14 protein-coding genes are annotated in these 16,365 nt (G+C 67.1%); 8 read left to right on the top strand and 6 right to left on the bottom strand.

Annotation, left to right across the window (positions count from 1 at the left end; translation table 11 throughout):
- Positions 1-79 precede the first annotated feature (79 nt).
- From DIE12_RS15920 to DIE12_RS15890, 7 genes are all read left to right on the top strand, one after another.
- On the top strand, positions 80-688 hold the full coding sequence (locus DIE12_RS15920; protein ID WP_044844521.1) for a DUF2889 domain-containing protein: 609 nt from the start codon (positions 80-82) through the stop codon (positions 686-688).
- Positions 689-756: 68 nt separating this feature from the next.
- Entirely contained in the window at positions 757-1,923 is a 1,167-nt protein-coding gene (sucC, locus tag DIE12_RS15915; RefSeq protein WP_006755512.1) for an ADP-forming succinate--CoA ligase subunit beta, read from the top strand.
- A gap of 68 nt (positions 1,924-1,991) precedes the next feature.
- Positions 1,992-2,873 (top strand): succinate--CoA ligase subunit alpha, encoded by an 882-nt coding sequence (gene sucD, locus DIE12_RS15910; RefSeq protein WP_006477916.1) that lies wholly within the window; start codon positions 1,992-1,994, stop codon positions 2,871-2,873.
- A 166-nt stretch (positions 2,874-3,039) separates the two neighbouring features.
- Positions 3,040-3,744 carry a TerC family protein gene (locus tag DIE12_RS15905; protein ID WP_044844520.1) on the top strand — a complete coding sequence of 235 codons (705 nt, stop codon included), beginning with the start codon at positions 3,040-3,042 and terminating at the stop codon, positions 3,742-3,744.
- 97 nt (positions 3,745-3,841) lie between these two features.
- Complete coding sequence (locus DIE12_RS15900; RefSeq protein WP_124521081.1) at positions 3,842-4,438, top strand: pilin; 597 nt, start codon at positions 3,842-3,844, stop codon at positions 4,436-4,438.
- Between the two features lie 171 nt (positions 4,439-4,609).
- A complete protein-coding gene (locus tag DIE12_RS15895) occupies positions 4,610-6,388 on the top strand; it encodes a Wzy polymerase domain-containing protein (RefSeq protein WP_124521083.1) in 1,779 nt (592 codons plus the stop codon).
- A 416-nt stretch (positions 6,389-6,804) separates the two neighbouring features.
- Positions 6,805-7,155: a TonB family protein gene (locus DIE12_RS15890; protein ID WP_124487000.1), complete on the top strand. Its 351-nt coding sequence runs from the start codon at positions 6,805-6,807 to the stop codon at positions 7,153-7,155.
- An 82-nt stretch (positions 7,156-7,237) separates the two neighbouring features.
- On the opposite strand, the gene DIE12_RS15885 is transcribed toward DIE12_RS15890, so the two are convergent.
- The 4 genes from DIE12_RS15885 to moaC all read right to left on the bottom strand — a co-directional run bounded on the left by DIE12_RS15885 (position 7,238) and on the right by moaC (position 12,719).
- Positions 7,238-8,386, bottom strand: a complete 1,149-nt coding sequence (locus DIE12_RS15885; RefSeq protein ID WP_124521107.1) for a glycosyl hydrolase — start codon at positions 8,384-8,386, stop codon at positions 7,238-7,240.
- A 79-nt stretch (positions 8,387-8,465) separates the two neighbouring features.
- Positions 8,466-9,335 (bottom strand): hypothetical protein, encoded by an 870-nt coding sequence (locus DIE12_RS15880; RefSeq protein ID WP_124521085.1) that lies wholly within the window; start codon positions 9,333-9,335, stop codon positions 8,466-8,468.
- A complete protein-coding gene (locus DIE12_RS15875; protein WP_124521087.1) occupies positions 9,328-12,015 on the bottom strand; it encodes a type VI secretion system Vgr family protein in 2,688 nt (895 codons plus the stop codon). The genes DIE12_RS15880 and DIE12_RS15875 overlap by 8 nt, the downstream gene beginning before the upstream one ends.
- A 215-nt stretch (positions 12,016-12,230) precedes the next feature.
- Positions 12,231-12,719 carry a cyclic pyranopterin monophosphate synthase MoaC gene (gene moaC, locus DIE12_RS15870; protein WP_044844513.1) on the bottom strand — a complete coding sequence of 163 codons (489 nt, stop codon included), beginning with the start codon at positions 12,717-12,719 and terminating at the stop codon, positions 12,231-12,233.
- Positions 12,720-12,994: 275 nt separating this feature from the next.
- On the opposite strand from moaC, the gene DIE12_RS15865 reads away from it, so the two are divergent.
- Entirely contained in the window at positions 12,995-14,689 is a 1,695-nt protein-coding gene (locus tag DIE12_RS15865; RefSeq protein ID WP_124521089.1) for a M48 family metalloprotease, read from the top strand.
- A gap of 30 nt (positions 14,690-14,719) precedes the next feature.
- On the opposite strand, the gene DIE12_RS15860 is transcribed toward DIE12_RS15865, so the two are convergent.
- Both DIE12_RS15860 and DIE12_RS15855 read right to left on the bottom strand, forming a co-directional pair.
- Positions 14,720-15,325, bottom strand: a complete 606-nt coding sequence (locus DIE12_RS15860) for a DUF2946 family protein (RefSeq protein WP_044844511.1) — start codon at positions 15,323-15,325, stop codon at positions 14,720-14,722.
- Positions 15,318-16,355: a hydrolase gene (locus DIE12_RS15855; protein WP_044844510.1), complete on the bottom strand. Its 1,038-nt coding sequence runs from the start codon at positions 16,353-16,355 to the stop codon at positions 15,318-15,320. Before DIE12_RS15855 ends, DIE12_RS15860 begins: the two co-directional genes overlap by 8 nt.
- Positions 16,356-16,365: the final 10 nt, after the last annotated feature.

Genomic DNA, 16,365 nt, shown 5'->3' with positions numbered 1-16,365 from the left:
CCCGCCGTCGCGGCCGGATGCCTCAAATACCCAATATGCTAAAATCCACGGGTTTTCCTCTTCGGCCTCAACCTCCAGCATGCCGCTATCCGAGCCCGTGCCCCGTCAGTTGCGACATCGACGCGCAATCCGAGCGGAAGCCTACGAGCGCGACGACGGCTTGTGGGACATCGAAGCCTGCCTGACCGACCACAAGCCGCGCGATGTCGCGCTTGCGTCGGGCATCCGGCCCCAGGGCCTGCCGATCCACGAACTCTGGCTGCGCGTGACCATCGATCGTGACCTCAATGTCGTCGACGCCGAAGCGTCTTCGGAGTGGGTTCCCTATCCCGGTCACTGTCAATCCGCCCCTCCCGCCTATCGGGCCCTCATCGGGCTCAACCTCTTCCGCAATTTCCGCCGCAACGCGAACCGGCTGCTCGCCGGCGTCGCGGGCTGTTCCCATCTGACCGAACTGTGCGCCGTGCTGCCGACGGCAGCGATCCAGGCGTTCGCCGGTGACGTGTGGAACGTGCGCGAAGAGGGCGGCGAAGGGCCGGACCATGACGGCGAGCACGTCGAGCCGCCTTTCCAGCTCGGCCGCTGCCGGGCATTGCGGTTCGACGGCGAGGTCGTGCGGCAGTACTACCCGCGGTGGTACGGCCCGCTTCGGCCGGATCTGCCCGGTGAGGGCAGCACGAAGGAATGAACGGAAATCATTCGAAGAAGCGTCTTAAGCGACATTTCATCCAACTCTCAGACTGAAGGGAATCACGCATGAAGATTCACGAGTACCAGGGTAAGGAAATCCTGCGGAAATTCGGAGTCGCGGTACCGCGCGGCAAGCCGGCGTTCTCGGTTGACGAGGCCGTCAAGGTGGCAGAAGAGCTCGGCGGCCCGGTATGGGTCGTGAAGGCTCAGATTCACGCGGGTGGCCGTGGCAAGGGCGGCGGCGTGAAGGTGGCGAAGTCGATCGAGCAGGTCCGCGAATACGCGAACCAGATCCTCGGCATGCAGCTCGTCACGCACCAGACCGGTCCGGAAGGCCAGAAGGTCAACCGCCTGATGATCGAAGAAGGCGCCGACATCAAGCAGGAACTGTATGTCAGCCTCGTCGTCGACCGCATCTCGCAGAAGATCGTGCTGATGGGTTCGAGCGAAGGCGGCATGGACATCGAGGAAGTTGCCGAAAAGCACCCGGAACTGATCCACAAGGTCATCGTCGAGCCGTCGACGGGCCTGCTCGACGCGCAAGCCGACGACCTGGCCGCGAAGATCGGCGTGCCGGCCGCTTCGATTCCGCAAGCACGCGCGATCCTGCAAGGCCTGTACAAGGCATTCTGGGAAACCGACGCATCGCTGGCTGAAATCAACCCGCTGAACGTCTCCGGCGACGGCAAGGTCATCGCACTCGACGCGAAGTTCAACTTCGACTCGAACGCGCTGTTCCGTCACCCGGAAATCGTCGCGTACCGCGACCTGGACGAAGAAGATCCGGCTGAAATCGAAGCGTCGAAGTTCGACCTCGCGTACATCTCGCTCGACGGCAACATCGGCTGCCTCGTGAACGGCGCAGGCCTCGCGATGGCGACGATGGACACGATCAAGCTGTTCGGCGGCGAGCCGGCGAACTTCCTGGACGTCGGCGGTGGCGCGACGACCGAGAAGGTCACGGAAGCGTTCAAGCTGATGCTGAAGAACCCGGACCTGAAGGCGATCCTCGTGAACATCTTCGGCGGCATCATGCGCTGCGACGTGATCGCGGAAGGCGTGATCGCCGGTTCGAAGGCCGTGAACCTGAACGTGCCGCTCGTCGTGCGCATGAAGGGCACGAACGAAGACCTCGGCAAGAAGATGCTGGCCGATTCGGGCCTGCCGATCATCTCGGCTGACAGCATGGAAGAGGCTGCGCAGAAGGTTGTCGCGGCTGCCGCAGGCAAGTAAGCGCGCTCAATGAATAGGTATGGCGGCGCGGTTTGCACGCGACGCCAATCGAACAGAGGTCAAAATACATGTCGATTCTGATCAACAAGGACACGAAGGTCATCACGCAGGGCATTACCGGCAAGACCGGTCAATTCCACACGCGCGCCTGCCGTGAATACGCAAACGGCCGCGAAGCATTCGTCGCGGGCGTGAACCCGAAGAAGGCCGGCGAAGATTTCGAAGGCATTCCGATCTACGCGAGCGTCAAGGAAGCGAAGGCCGAAACCGGCGCGACCGTGTCGGTCATCTACGTTCCGCCGGCAGGTGCTGCTGCTGCGATCTGGGAAGCGGTCGAAGCCGACCTCGATCTCGCGATCTGCATCACGGAAGGCATTCCGGTTCGCGACATGATCGAAGTGAAGGACCGCATGCGTCGCGAAGGCCGCAAGACGCTGCTGCTCGGGCCGAACTGCCCGGGCACGATCACGCCGGACGAACTGAAGATCGGCATCATGCCGGGTCACATCCACCGCAAGGGCCGCATCGGCGTCGTGTCGCGTTCGGGCACGCTGACGTATGAAGCGGTTGCGCAGCTGACGGCACTGGGCCTCGGCCAGTCGTCGGCAGTCGGTATCGGCGGCGACCCGATCAACGGTCTGAAGCACATCGACGTGATGAAGATGTTCAACGACGATCCGGATACGGATGCGGTCGTGATGATCGGCGAAATTGGCGGTCCGGACGAAGCCAATGCCGCCGAGTGGATCAAGGACAACATGAAGAAGCCGGTCGTCGGCTTCATCGCTGGCGTCACGGCGCCTCCGGGCAAGCGCATGGGCCACGCCGGCGCGCTGATCTCGGGCGGTGCGGATACGGCCGAAGCGAAGCTGGAAATCATGGAAGCGTGCGGCATCACCGTCACGCGCAACCCGTCGGAAATGGGTCGCCTGCTGAAGAAGGCGCTGTAATTTCCGCGTGGTTCATCCTGCAAAAAACGCCGGCTTCGCCGGCGTTTTTTGTTATGCTCGCGCAATGAATTTGTAAGCCCCGGGGCTGCGCGATGCATGTTCCGGCATTGACCCGGGCCGCCTGTTCGACAGCCGTTGCCCCGCACCCGATCACCCGATACTGCTCATGCTTGAATTCCTGACGTCGCTCCACTGGGGCGCGGTGTTTCAGATCGTCATCATCGACATTCTCCTCGGCGGCGACAACGCGGTCGTGATCGCGCTCGCATGCCGCAACCTGCCCGCCAACCAGCGGCTGCGCGGCGTCGTGTGGGGCACGGCCGGCGCGATCCTGCTGCGGGTCGCGCTGATCGCATTCGCGGTCGTGCTGCTCGACGTGCCGTTCCTGAAGTTCGGCGGCGGCCTGCTGCTGCTGTGGATCGGCGTCAAGCTGATGGCGCCGGACGCCGATGCGCACGACAACGTGAAGCCGGCCGACCGGCTGTGGGACGCGGTGAAGACGATCGTGATCGCCGACGCCGTGATGAGCCTCGACAACGTGATCGCGATCGCCGGCGCGGCCGAGCAGGCCGATCCGTCGCACCGGCTGGCGCTGGTGATCTTCGGGCTCGTCGTCAGCGTGCCGATCATCGTGTGGGGCAGCACGCTGGTGCTGAAGCTGCTCGACCGCTTTCCGGTCGTCGTCGCGCTGGGCGCCGGGCTGCTGGGCTGGATCGCCGGCGGGCTGATGGTGCACGACCCGGTCGGCGACCGCTGGCCGGTACTCGATACGCAGGCCGCGATCTACGGCGCGAGCATCGCCGGCGCGCTGTTCGTCGTCACCGCGGGTTACGCGCTCCGGCGCCGCCGCGGCGTCCCGCGCGCGCATTGACGTTGGCCGTCCGGCCGACTGCCGGGGCCGCGGCCCGCTGGCTACGATCGAAACGCCTGCCTGATCCGGCAGGCGTTTTTCGTTTCCGGAGCCAGTCATGTTCGAAGCCTTTTCCGTTTCCCTGTTCCGTCGCATCGCCGCCGATCTGCGGCGCGCGCGCCGGTCGGCGCCGCGCTGGCGGCCGGCCGGCTTCACGCTGATTGAACTGATGATCGTGCTCGCGATCGTCGGCGTGATCGCGGCCTACGCGATTCCCGCGTACCAGGATTACCTCGCGCGCTCGCGCGTCGGCGAGGGGCTCGCGCTCGCGTCGTCCGCGCGGCTCGCGGTCGCCGACAATGCCGCGAGCGGCGCGGGCCTCGACGGCGGCTACAGCCCGCCGGCCGCCACCCGCAACGTCGAATCCGTCGTCATCGACGGCGACACGGGCCAGATCACGGTGGCGTTTACCGCCCGCGTCGCCGCGGCCGGCGCGAATACGCTCGTCCTCGTGCCGTCCGCGCCGGACAAGGCCGATACGCCGACCGCGCGCGTACCGCTGAAAAAGGGCACGATGCAGGCCGGGGCGATCGCATGGGAGTGCTTTGCCGCCGGCAAGGCTGCGTCGTCGCTCCCGGCGCCGGGAGCGGGCCCGCTACCGGCGGAGGCCGCGACGTTGCCCGCGAAATATGCGCCGGCGGAATGCCGCGCGTAGGGGCGGGGGCATGCCGGCCAGTGCGGGGCCGCGTGCACGGCACGGCGCCCGCCGTGCCGGCGGGTTGCGCCGGTCGCACCGGTCGCGCCGCGTCGGGTGACGGTGCGACGGGCCCGCACAGAGCGGGGAAAGTTTTGTATAGTGCGCCGGTTGCTGACATCCGGTTCGCTCATGCCTTCTACTTTTTCCCGTTCGTTGCCGCTCGTTGCGCTGGCTGTCGCCCTGATCGTGCCGTACTCGATCACGAATCACACGTATCCGATTCCAACCTTCTATTCAGAATTTGCCGCGCTGGTGCTGTATCTGCTGGTGGGGCTCTCCGTCGTCCTGCTCGCGCGCACGGGCCGCCCGGCCGAGCCGTTCGCCGCGCCGGCCGCGTTCGTCGCGCCGCTCGGGTTCGCGGCGGTGCTGATCGCGCAGGTCGCGCTGATGCCGCTGAAGGTGCCGTCGATGAACTGGCTGGCGGTCGGCTATCTGGCCGCCGCGCTGGTCGCGATGCAGGCCGGCTACACGCTCGCGCGCGAGGGGCTCGCCGAAGCCGTCGCGCGAATGATGTCCGGCGCGCTGCTCGTCGGCGGGGTGTTCGCGGTCGCGAGCCAGATCGTTCAGCTGTTCCATCTCGAGTCCGCGGTGTCGCCGTTCGTCGTCGTGTACAACATCGCGGTCGATCGCCGCCCGTACGGCAACATGGCGCAGGCGAACCACCTGGCGACCTACATCGCGTTCGCGCTCGCGGGCGCGCTGTATCTGGCGCAGACGCGCCGGCTCGCGGCATGGGCGTGGCTCGCGCTGTCGATCGCGCTGTCGGTCGGGCTCGCGCTGACGGTGTCGCGCGGCCCGTGGCTGCAGGTCGCGGTGCTGGTCGTCGCGGGTTTCTGGATGGCATGGCTCGAGTCGCGCCGCGCGCCGGGCAACCGCCGCGCATGGCTGATGCCGGTCGCGCTCGCGGTGATCTTCGTCGCGGTGAACGTCGCGGTGCGCTGGGCCAACGTGCACTTCCACCTGGGGCTCGCCGAGTCGGCGGCCGACAGGATGCGCGACGCGGGGCAGATCGCGCCGCGCCTCGCGCTGTGGAAGTACGGGCTTGCGATGTTCCGCGAGCATCCGTTGCTCGGCGTCGGCTGGGGCGAATTCCCGTCGCATCAGTTCGCGCTCGTGCGTACGCTCGGCGGTGTCGAGATCGCGAACAACTCGCACGACATCTTCATCGACCTGCTCGCGAAGTCAGGCCTCGTCGGCCTCGGCGTGCTCGTCGTCGCGCTCGTCACATGGTTCGTGCGCGCGGTGCGCGCGCCGCAGTCGAGCACGCGCGTGTTCGGCCTCGCGCTGATCGGCATCCTGCTGATGCATGCGCTCGTCGAATATCCGCAGCAATACATGTTCTTCCTGCTGCCGGCGATGTTCGTGATCGGCCTGCTCGACGTGAAGCCGCTGCGTATCCTGCCGGGCCGCGCGGCGTTCGGGTTGTTCGCGGTGCTGTCGGTCGGCGGCGTGCTGGCGGCAGTGCCCGTGCTGCGCGACTACCAGCGCGCGGAAGTGCTGTACTACGGCAGCGAACCGGCCGCGCAGTACCGCGACGCGCCGTCGCTGCTGTTCGGCGCGTGGGGCGATTACGGCGCGGCCACGCTGCTGACGATTTCGCCGGACAACCTGCCGCTCAAGCTCATCGCGCACGAGCGCGCGATCGCGCTGCTGCCCGGCGAGACGGTGCTGCGCCGCTATGCGGCGCTGCAGGCGCTGGCCGGCCGCGACGCCGACGCGTTCGATACGGTTGCGCGCCTGCATGTGTTCGCGAAGGAGTTGAAGGATTGGCCGCAGCAGCTTGGGTTGCTGTACAAGCTGTGCGACCAGCAGCCGGCGCTGAAGGCGTTCAAGGCGGCGGTGGTCGCGAAGTACGGAGAAGTCCCGGCCGACGCGGACGACGACGACTCGGACGACGATTCGGAGTGACGCCGCGCGGCGCCGGGCGGGGAATCCCGGCGTCGGTCGGATTGCGGTGGAGCAGGGGAGCGATGGCGGCCCGGGACGGTGCGGCGATTGCTTCCCGCGAAGAATGGATGCCGGCCGGATACGGCGCGATTCGCGTCAACCATTGTCAAATCGCCGCCACGCGCGAGGCGGCGCGTGCACAATGCGCGAAAGCGTTCGCGTGCATGGCCGCCCGGAGCGGGTTGCCGGCACGAACGCTGCCCCCGGATCTCCGGGAACCCGCGAAGCAGGATCGCGACCGGGCAACCATCGGTCGTGCGGCCGCAACGGGGCGCCGGTCCGATGGCCGCGGCGCGGGGCGATGCACGCGATGCGGCCGGACGATGTCGGCCGGCGCGGCAATCGTCCGCAACAGTACTCAAGAACGATATTCGACCATGGCTCTTCGCTCGACCATCCTGATCCTGCCTGCCGTCGCCGTGCTGCTTTCCGGCTGCGCGATGCTGTCGTCGTCGCAGGAAAGCAAGCTGACCTGCCGCATTCCGCGCGCCGTCTACCCGGATGGCGCGAAGCCGCTCACGCGTCCCGTCACCGTGCTCGTGCGCGCGCTGATGACGACCTCGGGCGAAGCCCAGAACGTCACCGTGACGACCAGCAGCCGCAATGCCGCGGCAGACCGCGCGGCCGTCGACGCGATGACGCATGCGACCTGCGCGCAGACCGGCGCCACCGCGAATCCGTTCCTGCTCACGCAACCGTTCGTGTTCGAGCCGCGTCGCGGCGAGTGATGGGCGGGCGACGCGGCCGGTCGTGCCGCGGGCACTGTCCGATTCTGCGGACGTGGCCCGCGGCAAGCGCGTCAGTTGGCAATCAGAATTGTCGCTTCCGCAGGGTGTAGGCGAACACCGAATAGAGCGTATTCGTTTCCGGGTCGAAGTAGCCGCCCTGCGAGGCCTTGTCGGTGGTTTGCTGCCAGGTCTTGCCGCCATCGGTGCTGCTGATGGTCACGTCGATGGGCGAGCCGCCGCCGTTTGCGGTGTTTGGATCGGTTGCGTGAACAAGCAGAACGCCGTTGCGCCCGACACTCAGCCCGTTGAGCGTCAAGCGGTCCTCGAACGTGTGCAACTGCCGGATGCGATCAGGATGCTCGCTGGTCCAGGTCGAAATGCCTCCTGTATCGCGGTTGTTGCCGGATGCATTGGCCGCGCGTGACAGCACATACAGCGGGTAGTCTCGATACGGTGCTGGCGGTGCTTCGAGGCCGACGACGTGGCCGGGTAGCTCGGCTTCATGGGCGAAGTCCGGCTGATCCCGGTCGAGCCTGCTGACGACGCTGGTCGGTTGCGGATAACCGGGCTCGTTGGCCAGATAGGCGACGCGCAATGTACCGTCCGGGCCGAGGGCGACTCCATCGAATGATCTGCGCGGCTTGCCTGGGATGATTGCGCCCGGAGGCGCCTTGATTTCCTGCCACGATTGGCCGCCGTCTGTCGTTCGCCAGACGCGCGGTCCCCAGCCGATCGCGTAACCACGCTGGGCATCGATGAACAGCAATCGGCTGATGTTGTGATCCGCAGGCCATTGGAGTTGGGACCAGTGCTGGCCGCCGTCGCTCGATTTCCAAAGCCTCGTAGTCTGGAGGACCGCGCCGTCGTCGGGGCGAGGTGCCTTGTAGTCCATCCAGCCGGTACTGACGTACAGGACCCGCCAGTCGGGCGAGTACCACCATGACGCGGTCTGGCCCGGTTGCTGGAAGTGGCGCACGACGCTGCCGCCCAGCGTGCCGCGCAGGAAACTGACGGTGGACCGGTTCAGCCGCTCGTTTGAATCGTCCATCCACGGTTCGGCGAACTCCGCGACGTCCGGGTTCTTCTGCTCGCTTTCCGGCTTGAACGTGAGTTCCGGTCTTGCAACCTTCAACGACATGAAGTCGTTGCGCTGTACGCGAAATGCGCCTGCGCCGTACGGCTTGTCGTTGCGCATGAATTCGGTCGATACCGTTTCCCACCCTGAAGTCATTTCCGTATATCCGTAAATAGCGATCGGCAGAACAAGAACGCATCCCGCGATCAAAAGCCATCGTTTGCTTTTTCGCATGTCACTTCACCAGCAGTCTTCCGAGTGCCTTGCCGACCGGATCATCGACGTCCCATTCCTCGGCCTTGTTCCTCAGAACGGGGATGGCCGAGTCGCGCGCCTGTCCCCACGTTCTTCCGTCGCCCCATTCCTGAATGTTCGGGCGCATTCCGATCCTGACGAGATCCATGATCGGCAGATCCGCCAAGCCGCCGTCGAGGTAGGCCATCGGGTGCGTCTTGAATGCGAATTCCTTGAACTTTTCGGTGTCCATTTCCAACTCGAACTGTGGCCACGTCATATCGACGCTACCGTTTCCTGGCGTCGGGCTGGCCATCTGGATCGTGTTGCCCACCATGTTTTGATTCAGGCCGTCTTCCATGTTGACCTGAAGCAGTTTTCGCGCTTTGTTCAACCACGCTTTTCCCTGGGGGCTGAGTCGAGGGTAAAGATTCTTGCCATAGTCGGAGCAATAGTAGTAGCCGTAGCTGATGTAGTAATCCGGCGGCTTATGTCCGCATCCGACGTGACGCATCATGAAGTTGCCGTGACGAGACCAGTCGGAATTCGTGCTGTCTATCTTGATCAGTTCCTCGCGCCGGTGCAGGAGTCGGTGCGCCACGTTCGAGTCGGTCCACGGATCCCACGACAGCGCGAAACCCTTGATGGTCGACCAGATGCTCGACATGCTGACCTTCTCGACCGTCTCCATATAGGCCCCGTGAAGTGGCCGATAGTAGAACGGACATGTGCCGACGATCCATTTCGGTGCCGGCGTCACATGCTTGTCGCAGATATTGATCGCCACCTTCGGCCGATCCTTGTACCCCGTCGGCGTCAGCATCCCCGCGCCGGTACCCAGCACGTTGTCCTTCTGTTGCACGTCAGCCATTCGATTTCCCCAAGAACTTGACGACGACGTCGTGCGGCACGTGGCTCTGCGTGAGCCCGGTCTCGCCTGCCGCGTTGGTGACGCCTTCCGAGATCAGCGTGCCGTTCGAGAACATTTGGTATCGCGTATTCGCGACCGGAATGTCGGTGCCGGCCCAGTGCGCGATGAACGCCTGGTCGTAGTTGCCGCTCGAGTTCGGCAGCGTCGGCATGGTTTGCGACAGGTGCGTGGGGCCGTTGAACAGGTGCTGCGCACCCTTGATGTCGATCTTGCCGGGCGCGTGCACCTCGATGTTGCCGTCCGCGATGCGGATGTAGGCGCCGCCGGAAGTCAGCAGGATTTCTTTCGCTGCCGCGCCTTCGATCGACTGCGTGGCCGCCACCAGTTTCAGCGCCTTCTGCGCGGTCAGTTCGATGTTGTCCGCCTGCGCCTGGATTTCCACCTTGCCCTTGCCGGCGAACAGCTTCATGCCTGCGTTTTGCGCGAACAGGCTGATCCGGTCGAGGACGCTCGCGATCAGCGACTTGCCGGCCGCGACGTGTGTGCTTTGTCCGCTGACGAGGTTGACGTGCCGGTCCGCGGCGAACTGCACGGACTGCTGCGTCGACAGCGCGATGCCGGCCGGGCTGCCGAACAGCATCACGGGCTCCTTGAACGCGTTGGCCGTGCCGGTGCCGCCGCCGGCGGTCCTGCCGCCCGCGGTGCTGCCGCTCACGCTGTTCTGCGTCGCGTCGCTGAACTGCTTCAGCGCCGTGTGGCCGGGGTCGAGCGACTCCCCCTGATGCTGCGCGCTGACCTCCGACATCGTTTCCATCAGGCCTTCCGCGCGGACGAGCTGCTGTTGCGTTTCCTTCACGTCGAGCGGCTGGCTTGCCGGCTGCTTCGGGTGCGTCGTGACGTACAGCCCGCGGTTCGCGCGCACCGCGCCGTATGCATCCGAGCGCAGGTCGAAGCCGCTGCCGAGATAGCCGCCGCGATCGTTGCCCGTGTGGTCGATCAGGTAGCCCAGGTGCAGGTGCGTGTTGGCCTGGCTGCTGTACAGGTGTACGCGGTTCTGCGACGTCGCGTCGTCGAGCACCAGCTGGTTGTAGCCGGCACCCGCATATTCCTTCGACCGGTAACCGGACAGGATGCCGTTGCTGTGCCATTGCGGGCTCGTCGCACCGTTGTAGACCTTGCCGACGATGATCGGACGATCGCAGTCGCCGCCGAGGAAGTCGACCAGCACTTCCTCGCCGCTGCGATGCGGATGAACGGCGCCATAGCCGTTTCCGGAATCCGATGCCGTGGCACGCAGCCAGCACGACGCCTTCTCGTCGCCGTCGTTCAGGCGATCCCAATGGAATCGGACCTTGACCCGGTTGAGCGCGTCGGTGTGGACTTCTTCGCCCTGCGGTGCGACGACGATCGCGGATTGCAGATGCATCGGCGGTTTCGCGTGCTCGAATGGGCTGCGGAACGGCACCGTCGTGCGCTGCGCCTCGATGCTGACCTGGAAAATACCCTCGCTGCCGTCCGGATGCCGGACGTACGACAGGTCCGCACCGCCGGCCCGCACGAGCTCGCCGATGTCGGCCTGCAGGCTGTGCGGGAACCCGGCCTGTCGGTCGGCGACGGGCAGGTTGTTGGCGATCAGCCAGGCCGTCTCGATCACCGCGAAGCGGCGCTGGCCCGCGTCGTCCTTGTCGTGTTCGGGGTGATCGGCGAGCTCGAACGTGCGTCCCGCATCCATGCGCCGGACGCCGCCGATGCCGTGAAAACGCTTCGCAAGCGACTCCTGCTGCTCCATCCAGAGCTTCGACAGATGGTCGCCGCGAGACTGTTCGGGGTACGTGTAGGCACCGGTGTATTCGTAGACTTCGAGCTGCTGCGGCAGGTCGCCCTGGTTCGCGATCGTCGGCAAATGAGTCGCCTTCGGATTCGACGCGGTGGGCGGCTGCTTGTAGTCGAACGTGCGCGTCGTACGCTCGACGCTGCGCAGCGTGCGCGTGCCGGAGAACTGGACGAGCGTGTCGGCCTCGTCGCGTGCGCCGGCGTGATGAAAGCGCACGGTCGGCGGCGACAGCGCGGGCAGCGCGTCGATCCGGTCGACGACGACGAGCGTGTGCGACTTGCCGTCTTGCGCCTGCTCCCAGAAACCGTACAGGCCTTCCGATTCCAGCAGGCGGTGCACGAAGTTCCAGTCGTCCTCGTATTGCATGCAGAACGAGCGGGACGGCAGCGGCTGGTAGAGCCTGAATTCGAAGCAGCCCCTGGCTTGCGGGTGCTGGTTCAGGACGTCGGCGATGATCTCGTCGGCGGGTTTGTCCTGCCAGATGCGCTGGTCGCGGCGGAACTTCAGGAAGTGCAGGAACGACGCGAAGACGATCTGGTAGTGCGTGAGGCCGCTGTCCGACCCGAGCCGGCGGGCAGCGTGCACGTACCCGTGGTGCGGCGCGTACGACTTGTCGGCCTGCTGGATTCGCAGCGTGACGGGCTGCGCGATCAGCTTCTTGAGCTCGATGTCGTCGGACACCGACACGGCGTCGACGGTGAACTCGAAATGACGCCCGAGCCGGGAGCGTCCCTTGACGCGATGGGGCAGCAGGACGTCAGGGCCGAGCGGCGTCTCTAGCTGGACGAGTCGTTCGTCCTGGATCGGCCCGGCCAGCCGTGCGTTTCTCAATGCTTGCGAATTCATCACCCGTGCTCGCTTTTTTTGTGCTGGGTCGCACGCTCTCCCGTGCGGAATCCGCCAATTGTATGAGATAAACGTCAGCTATCTCGAATTTGCCTTTCAACGACATTTCAAATGCGGTCGGCGCGTCGGCCTGACGGGGCAGGGCGTGCACGTCACCCGGTCGGGCAATGGTCGGGCGTGGGTGGTTCAGGCCGGATCGACCAGGCCCGGGCCGCTCAGCCCGCGACATCCTCCGCCTTCCAGTCCCCCGACTTCCCGCCGCGCTTTTCCCGCACGCTCACCTCGGTGATCACCATCCCGCGATCCACCGCCTTGCACATGTCGTACACGGTGAGCAACCCGACCTGCACGGCCGTCAGCGCTTCCATCTCGACGCCGGTCCGCCCGAACGTCTCGACCTGCGCGACGCAGTGCACGCCCGGCAGCGCATCGTCGAGTTCGAAGTCGACGGCCACGCGCGTCAGCGCGAGCGGGTGACACAGCGGAATGAGGTCGGCGGTGCGCTTCGCGCCCTGGATCGCGGCGATCCGCGCGACGCCGAGCACGTCGCCTTTCTTCGCCTTGCCGTCGCGGATCAGCGCGAAGGTCGCCGGCAGCATCCGGATCGTGCCGCGCGCGATCGCGATGCGTTGCGTTTCCTGCTTGCCGCCGACGTCGACCATGTGTGCGTGGCCGGCGGCGTCGAAATGGGTCAGTCCTGACATGTCTTGCTCCAGTGGAACGGCGTGCGCACGCGCGAGCACGTCACCCGATCCTGCTTCGTGACCGGCTGGGGCGCCGAATCCCTCTCTGCACCCCGATCCGATCCAACGTTTCAACGGGCGCCTATCATAGCAGTGGCCTTCGCGGCACCGGGCGCGCAGATGGCGCACTTGCCGCACGGGACAGTTGCGATGTCGCCGGTACAATGACCCGAATATTCAGACCACACGCCGCAATGCGCGCCCGGCGCGCGGTGCGGCGTCGCTTTCATCCTGCCATGCGTGTCAAACAGTTGCTTGCCGTGCTGCTTTCGGCGGCGCTCGCGCTGCCGCCGAGCGGCCATGCACAGCGCACCTCCGCGCTGCCGCTCGAGCCGGCGACCGGCGCCTCGCCGTCGATCTCCACGGTGCCGTCGGGCATCGCGACCGGCGTGTTCGGCACCTACGGCGGCGCGGAAAGCCGGTTTGCCGGCGCCGACGGCGCGTCCGCGCCCGGCGCGAGCCTGCGCGCGCCGCTGCGCACGCTGGAGCTGCCCGACCTCGGCGACGGCTCCGGCGGTTCGCTCACGCCGCAGGCCGAACGCCGTCTCGGCGAGCGCGTGATGCGCGAGGTGCGGCGCGATCCGGACTATCTCGACGACTGGCTCGCACGCGATTACCTGAACGCGATCGCGAAGCGGCTCGCGGCGGCTGCGGCGGCGCGCTACATCGGCGGCTACATGCCGGACTTCGAACTGTTCCCGGTGCGCGATCCGCAGATCAACGCGTTCTCGATGCCGGGCGGCTTCATCGGCATCAACAGCGGGCTGGTCGTCACGACGCAGACGGAATCCGAACTCGCATCGGTGGTCGGCCACGAGATGGGCCACGTGCTGCAGCGGCACATCGCGCGGATGATCGGCGCGAACGAGAAGACCGGCTACACGGCGCTCGCGACGATGCTGCTCGGCGTGCTGGCAGGCGTGCTCGCGCGCAGCGGCGATCTCGGCAGCGCGATCGCGATGGGCGGGCAGGCCTATGCGGTCGACAATCAGCTGCGCTTCTCGCGGTCGGCCGAGCGCGAAGCCGACCGCGTCGGGTTCCAGCTGCTCGCCGGTGCCGGCTACGACCCGTACGGGATGCCGGGCTTCTTCGAACGGCTCGAGCGCACGTCGATGGGCGACGCGGGCGTGCCGGCCTATGCGCGCACGCACCCGCTGACGGGCGAGCGGATCGCCGACATGGAGGATCGCGCACGCCGCGCGCCGTATCGGCAGCCGCACCAGTCGGCCGAATATGGCTTCGTGCGCGCGCGGTTGCGCATTCTGCAGAACCGCGCGCCGAACGACATCGCGGCCGAGGTGCGCCGGATGCAGCTCGAGCTCGACGATCGGACGGCACCGAACGTCGCGGCGAACGCGTACGGGATCGCGCTCGCGAACACGCTGCTCGGCCAGTACGATGCGGCCGACAAGGCGCTCGCGTCGGCGCGCGCCGCGTTCGACGCGCGCGAGCGGCGCGCGGACGATCCGGCGACGAGTTCGCCGAGCCTCGACGTGCTTGCGGCCGACATCGCCCGCCGCGCGGGACGGACCGACGACGCGGTGCGGCTCGCGGCGCTCGCGCAGCGGCGCTGGCCGGCGTCGCATGCGGCGATCGTCGCGCACCTGCAGGCGCTGATCGCCGAACGCCGCTTCGCCGACGCACAGGCGCTCGCGCGCAACCAGGCGCAGGCGGACCCCGAGCAGCCGGACTGGTGGGATTACCTCGCGAAGGCGAGCGACGGCCGTGGCGACGTGCTCGCGCGGCGCCGCGCGCTCGCGGAGAAGCTGGCGCTCGACGGCGCGTGGCCGTCGGCGATTCGCCAGCTGAAGGAGGCGCGCGACGCGAAGGACGTGTCGTTCTACGACCAGTCGATCATCGGCGCGCGGCTGCTGGAATTCGAGGCGCGCTACAAGGAGGAGCGCGAGGACGAGAAGAACGGCCGCGGATGACGGCCGTCAGACGGGCAGGGCGCTTGCGCTTCAGCTTCCGGTGCTGCCGCCGTTCGGCGCGCCCGACGTATCGTGCGCCCGCTGCGCGGGACTCGCGACGAAGCCGAACGTCGCCGGCACGTCGGCACGGGCGAGACTGCCGAGCGGCAGCGTGCGCCCGTCGCGCCAGCGCAGCACGGGCGGCGTCGCGTCGAAGTCCGCGTGATCGGCGAACAGGCCGAGGTCGTGGTCGTGCAACGCCGCGATGCGCGGCGGCGTGCCGGGCGCGCGCAACAGCACGCCGCCCGCATCGTCGAGCCACGCGGCGTCCGGCTCGAACGGCGCGCCGGTCTGGTCGGCCAGCGTGAGCTGCCCGTCGCGCTCGGCCAGGCGCACGACCCACGGCGTATAGGCGAGCTCGACATACACGCGTTGCGGCCCGTTCTGGAAGAACCACTGGCCGTGCGCATCGCATTCGTAGTTGCGCCCGATGAACGCGTTCAGCGCCGCATGCCGGACCGGCGAGCCGAGCTCGCCGGCGGCCTGCGCGGCGTCGTCGCGCAGCCGCCATTCGCCGCGCCGGTCGAGCAGCAGCCAGCCGGTGCAGTGCGGCACGTTCGGCCACTTGGCGAGGGCCTGCCTGACGATGTCATCCATGGTCGACGAATTTCGAGCAATAGCCGAACACCCGCGCCGACAGCCAGTCGAGGCGGCCGGGGAACGGCCCGGTCATGAATCCCGCATGGCCGCCGTCCGCCGGCTGGTCGAGCTCGACGGCCGGCGACACGTCGGCGGCACTCGGCAGCGCGGATTCGGGCAGGAACGGATCGTTGCGGGCGTTGAGGATCAGGGTGGGCACGTCGATCGCGGGCAGCAGCGGGCGCGTCGTGGCCTGGGTCCAGTAGTCGTCGGCGTCGGCGAAGCCGTGCAGCGGTGCGGTCACGACTTCGTCGAAGTCGCGCATCGTCACGGCCCGCAGCATCGCGTCGCGGTCGAACAGCCCCGGATACTGGTCGAGCTTCGCGAGCGCCTTGCGTTTCAGCGTCTTCAGGAAGCTGCGCGTATAGACCATCGCGAAGCCCTGCGACAGCGCGCGGCCGCCCGCGTGCACGTCGATCGGCGTCGAGATCGCGGCGGCCGCGTGCACGATCGACGTGTCGCTGCGGTGCTCGCCGAGCCAGCGCAGCAGCACGTTGCCGCCGAGCGACACGCCGGCCGCGACGATCGGCCCGCGATGCCGCGCGGCGAGCCGGCGCAGGATCCAGTCGACCTCGGCGCTGTCGGCGAGATGGTAGAAGCGCGGCTGCCGGTTGAGTTCGCCGCTGCAGCTGCGAAAGTGCGGGACGACGGCGTGCCAGCCCTTCGCGCGCGCGGCGGCCATCATTGCCAGCGCGTAGTGCGAGCCGGAACTGCCTTCGAGGCCGTGGAACAGCACGAACAGCGGCGCGTCGGGCGGCGGCGCGGCACTGTCGAGATGCGCGACCCAGTCGAGATCGATGAAGTCGTGGTCGGGGGTTTCCCATCGCTCGCGTCGGTACGCGACCGCCGGACGCCGTGCGAACAGCGCGGGCACGATGGTTTGGGCATGGCTGTTCGGCAGCCAGCGCGGTGCGCGATAGCGCAGTGAATCGTCGTCGGGGGCCGGGGCCCCTGTCAGCGGCGAGGTGGGCGGAGAAGCCGTACTCATGATCGCCCCG

Source organism: Burkholderia sp. Bp9015 (assembly GCF_003853505.1).
Taxonomy (GTDB): Bacteria; Pseudomonadota; Gammaproteobacteria; order Burkholderiales; family Burkholderiaceae; genus Burkholderia.
The sequence above is the reverse complement of the archived record's forward strand: the minus strand, read 5'-3'. Positions and strand labels throughout refer to the sequence as shown.

Bases quoted from the DNA above. Each gene is read 5' to 3' on its own strand.
- DIE12_RS15905 (WP_044844520.1), top strand. From the start codon at position 3,040: ATGCTTGAATTCCTGACGTCGCTCCACTGGGGCGCGGTGTTTCAGATC.
- DIE12_RS15885 (WP_124521107.1), bottom strand. From the start codon at position 8,386: ATGACTTCAGGGTGGGAAACGGTATCGACCGAATTCATGCGCAACGAC.
- DIE12_RS15855 (WP_044844510.1), bottom strand. From the start codon at position 16,355: ATGAGTACGGCTTCTCCGCCCACCTCGCCGCTGACAGGGGCCCCGGCC.
- DIE12_RS15875 (WP_124521087.1), bottom strand. From the start codon at position 12,015: ATGAATTCGCAAGCATTGAGAAACGCACGGCTGGCCGGGCCGATCCAG.
- DIE12_RS15865 (WP_124521089.1), top strand. From the start codon at position 12,995: ATGCGTGTCAAACAGTTGCTTGCCGTGCTGCTTTCGGCGGCGCTCGCG.
- sucC (WP_006755512.1), top strand. From the start codon at position 757: ATGAAGATTCACGAGTACCAGGGTAAGGAAATCCTGCGGAAATTCGGA.
- DIE12_RS15880 (WP_124521085.1), bottom strand. From the start codon at position 9,335: ATGGCTGACGTGCAACAGAAGGACAACGTGCTGGGTACCGGCGCGGGG.
- sucD (WP_006477916.1), top strand. From the start codon at position 1,992: ATGTCGATTCTGATCAACAAGGACACGAAGGTCATCACGCAGGGCATT.
- DIE12_RS15920 (WP_044844521.1), top strand. From the start codon at position 80: ATGCCGCTATCCGAGCCCGTGCCCCGTCAGTTGCGACATCGACGCGCA.
- moaC (WP_044844513.1), bottom strand. From the start codon at position 12,719: ATGTCAGGACTGACCCATTTCGACGCCGCCGGCCACGCACACATGGTC.
- DIE12_RS15860 (WP_044844511.1), bottom strand. From the start codon at position 15,325: ATGGATGACATCGTCAGGCAGGCCCTCGCCAAGTGGCCGAACGTGCCG.
- DIE12_RS15890 (WP_124487000.1), top strand. From the start codon at position 6,805: ATGGCTCTTCGCTCGACCATCCTGATCCTGCCTGCCGTCGCCGTGCTG.
- DIE12_RS15900 (WP_124521081.1), top strand. From the start codon at position 3,842: ATGTTCGAAGCCTTTTCCGTTTCCCTGTTCCGTCGCATCGCCGCCGAT.
- DIE12_RS15895 (WP_124521083.1), top strand. From the start codon at position 4,610: ATGCCTTCTACTTTTTCCCGTTCGTTGCCGCTCGTTGCGCTGGCTGTC.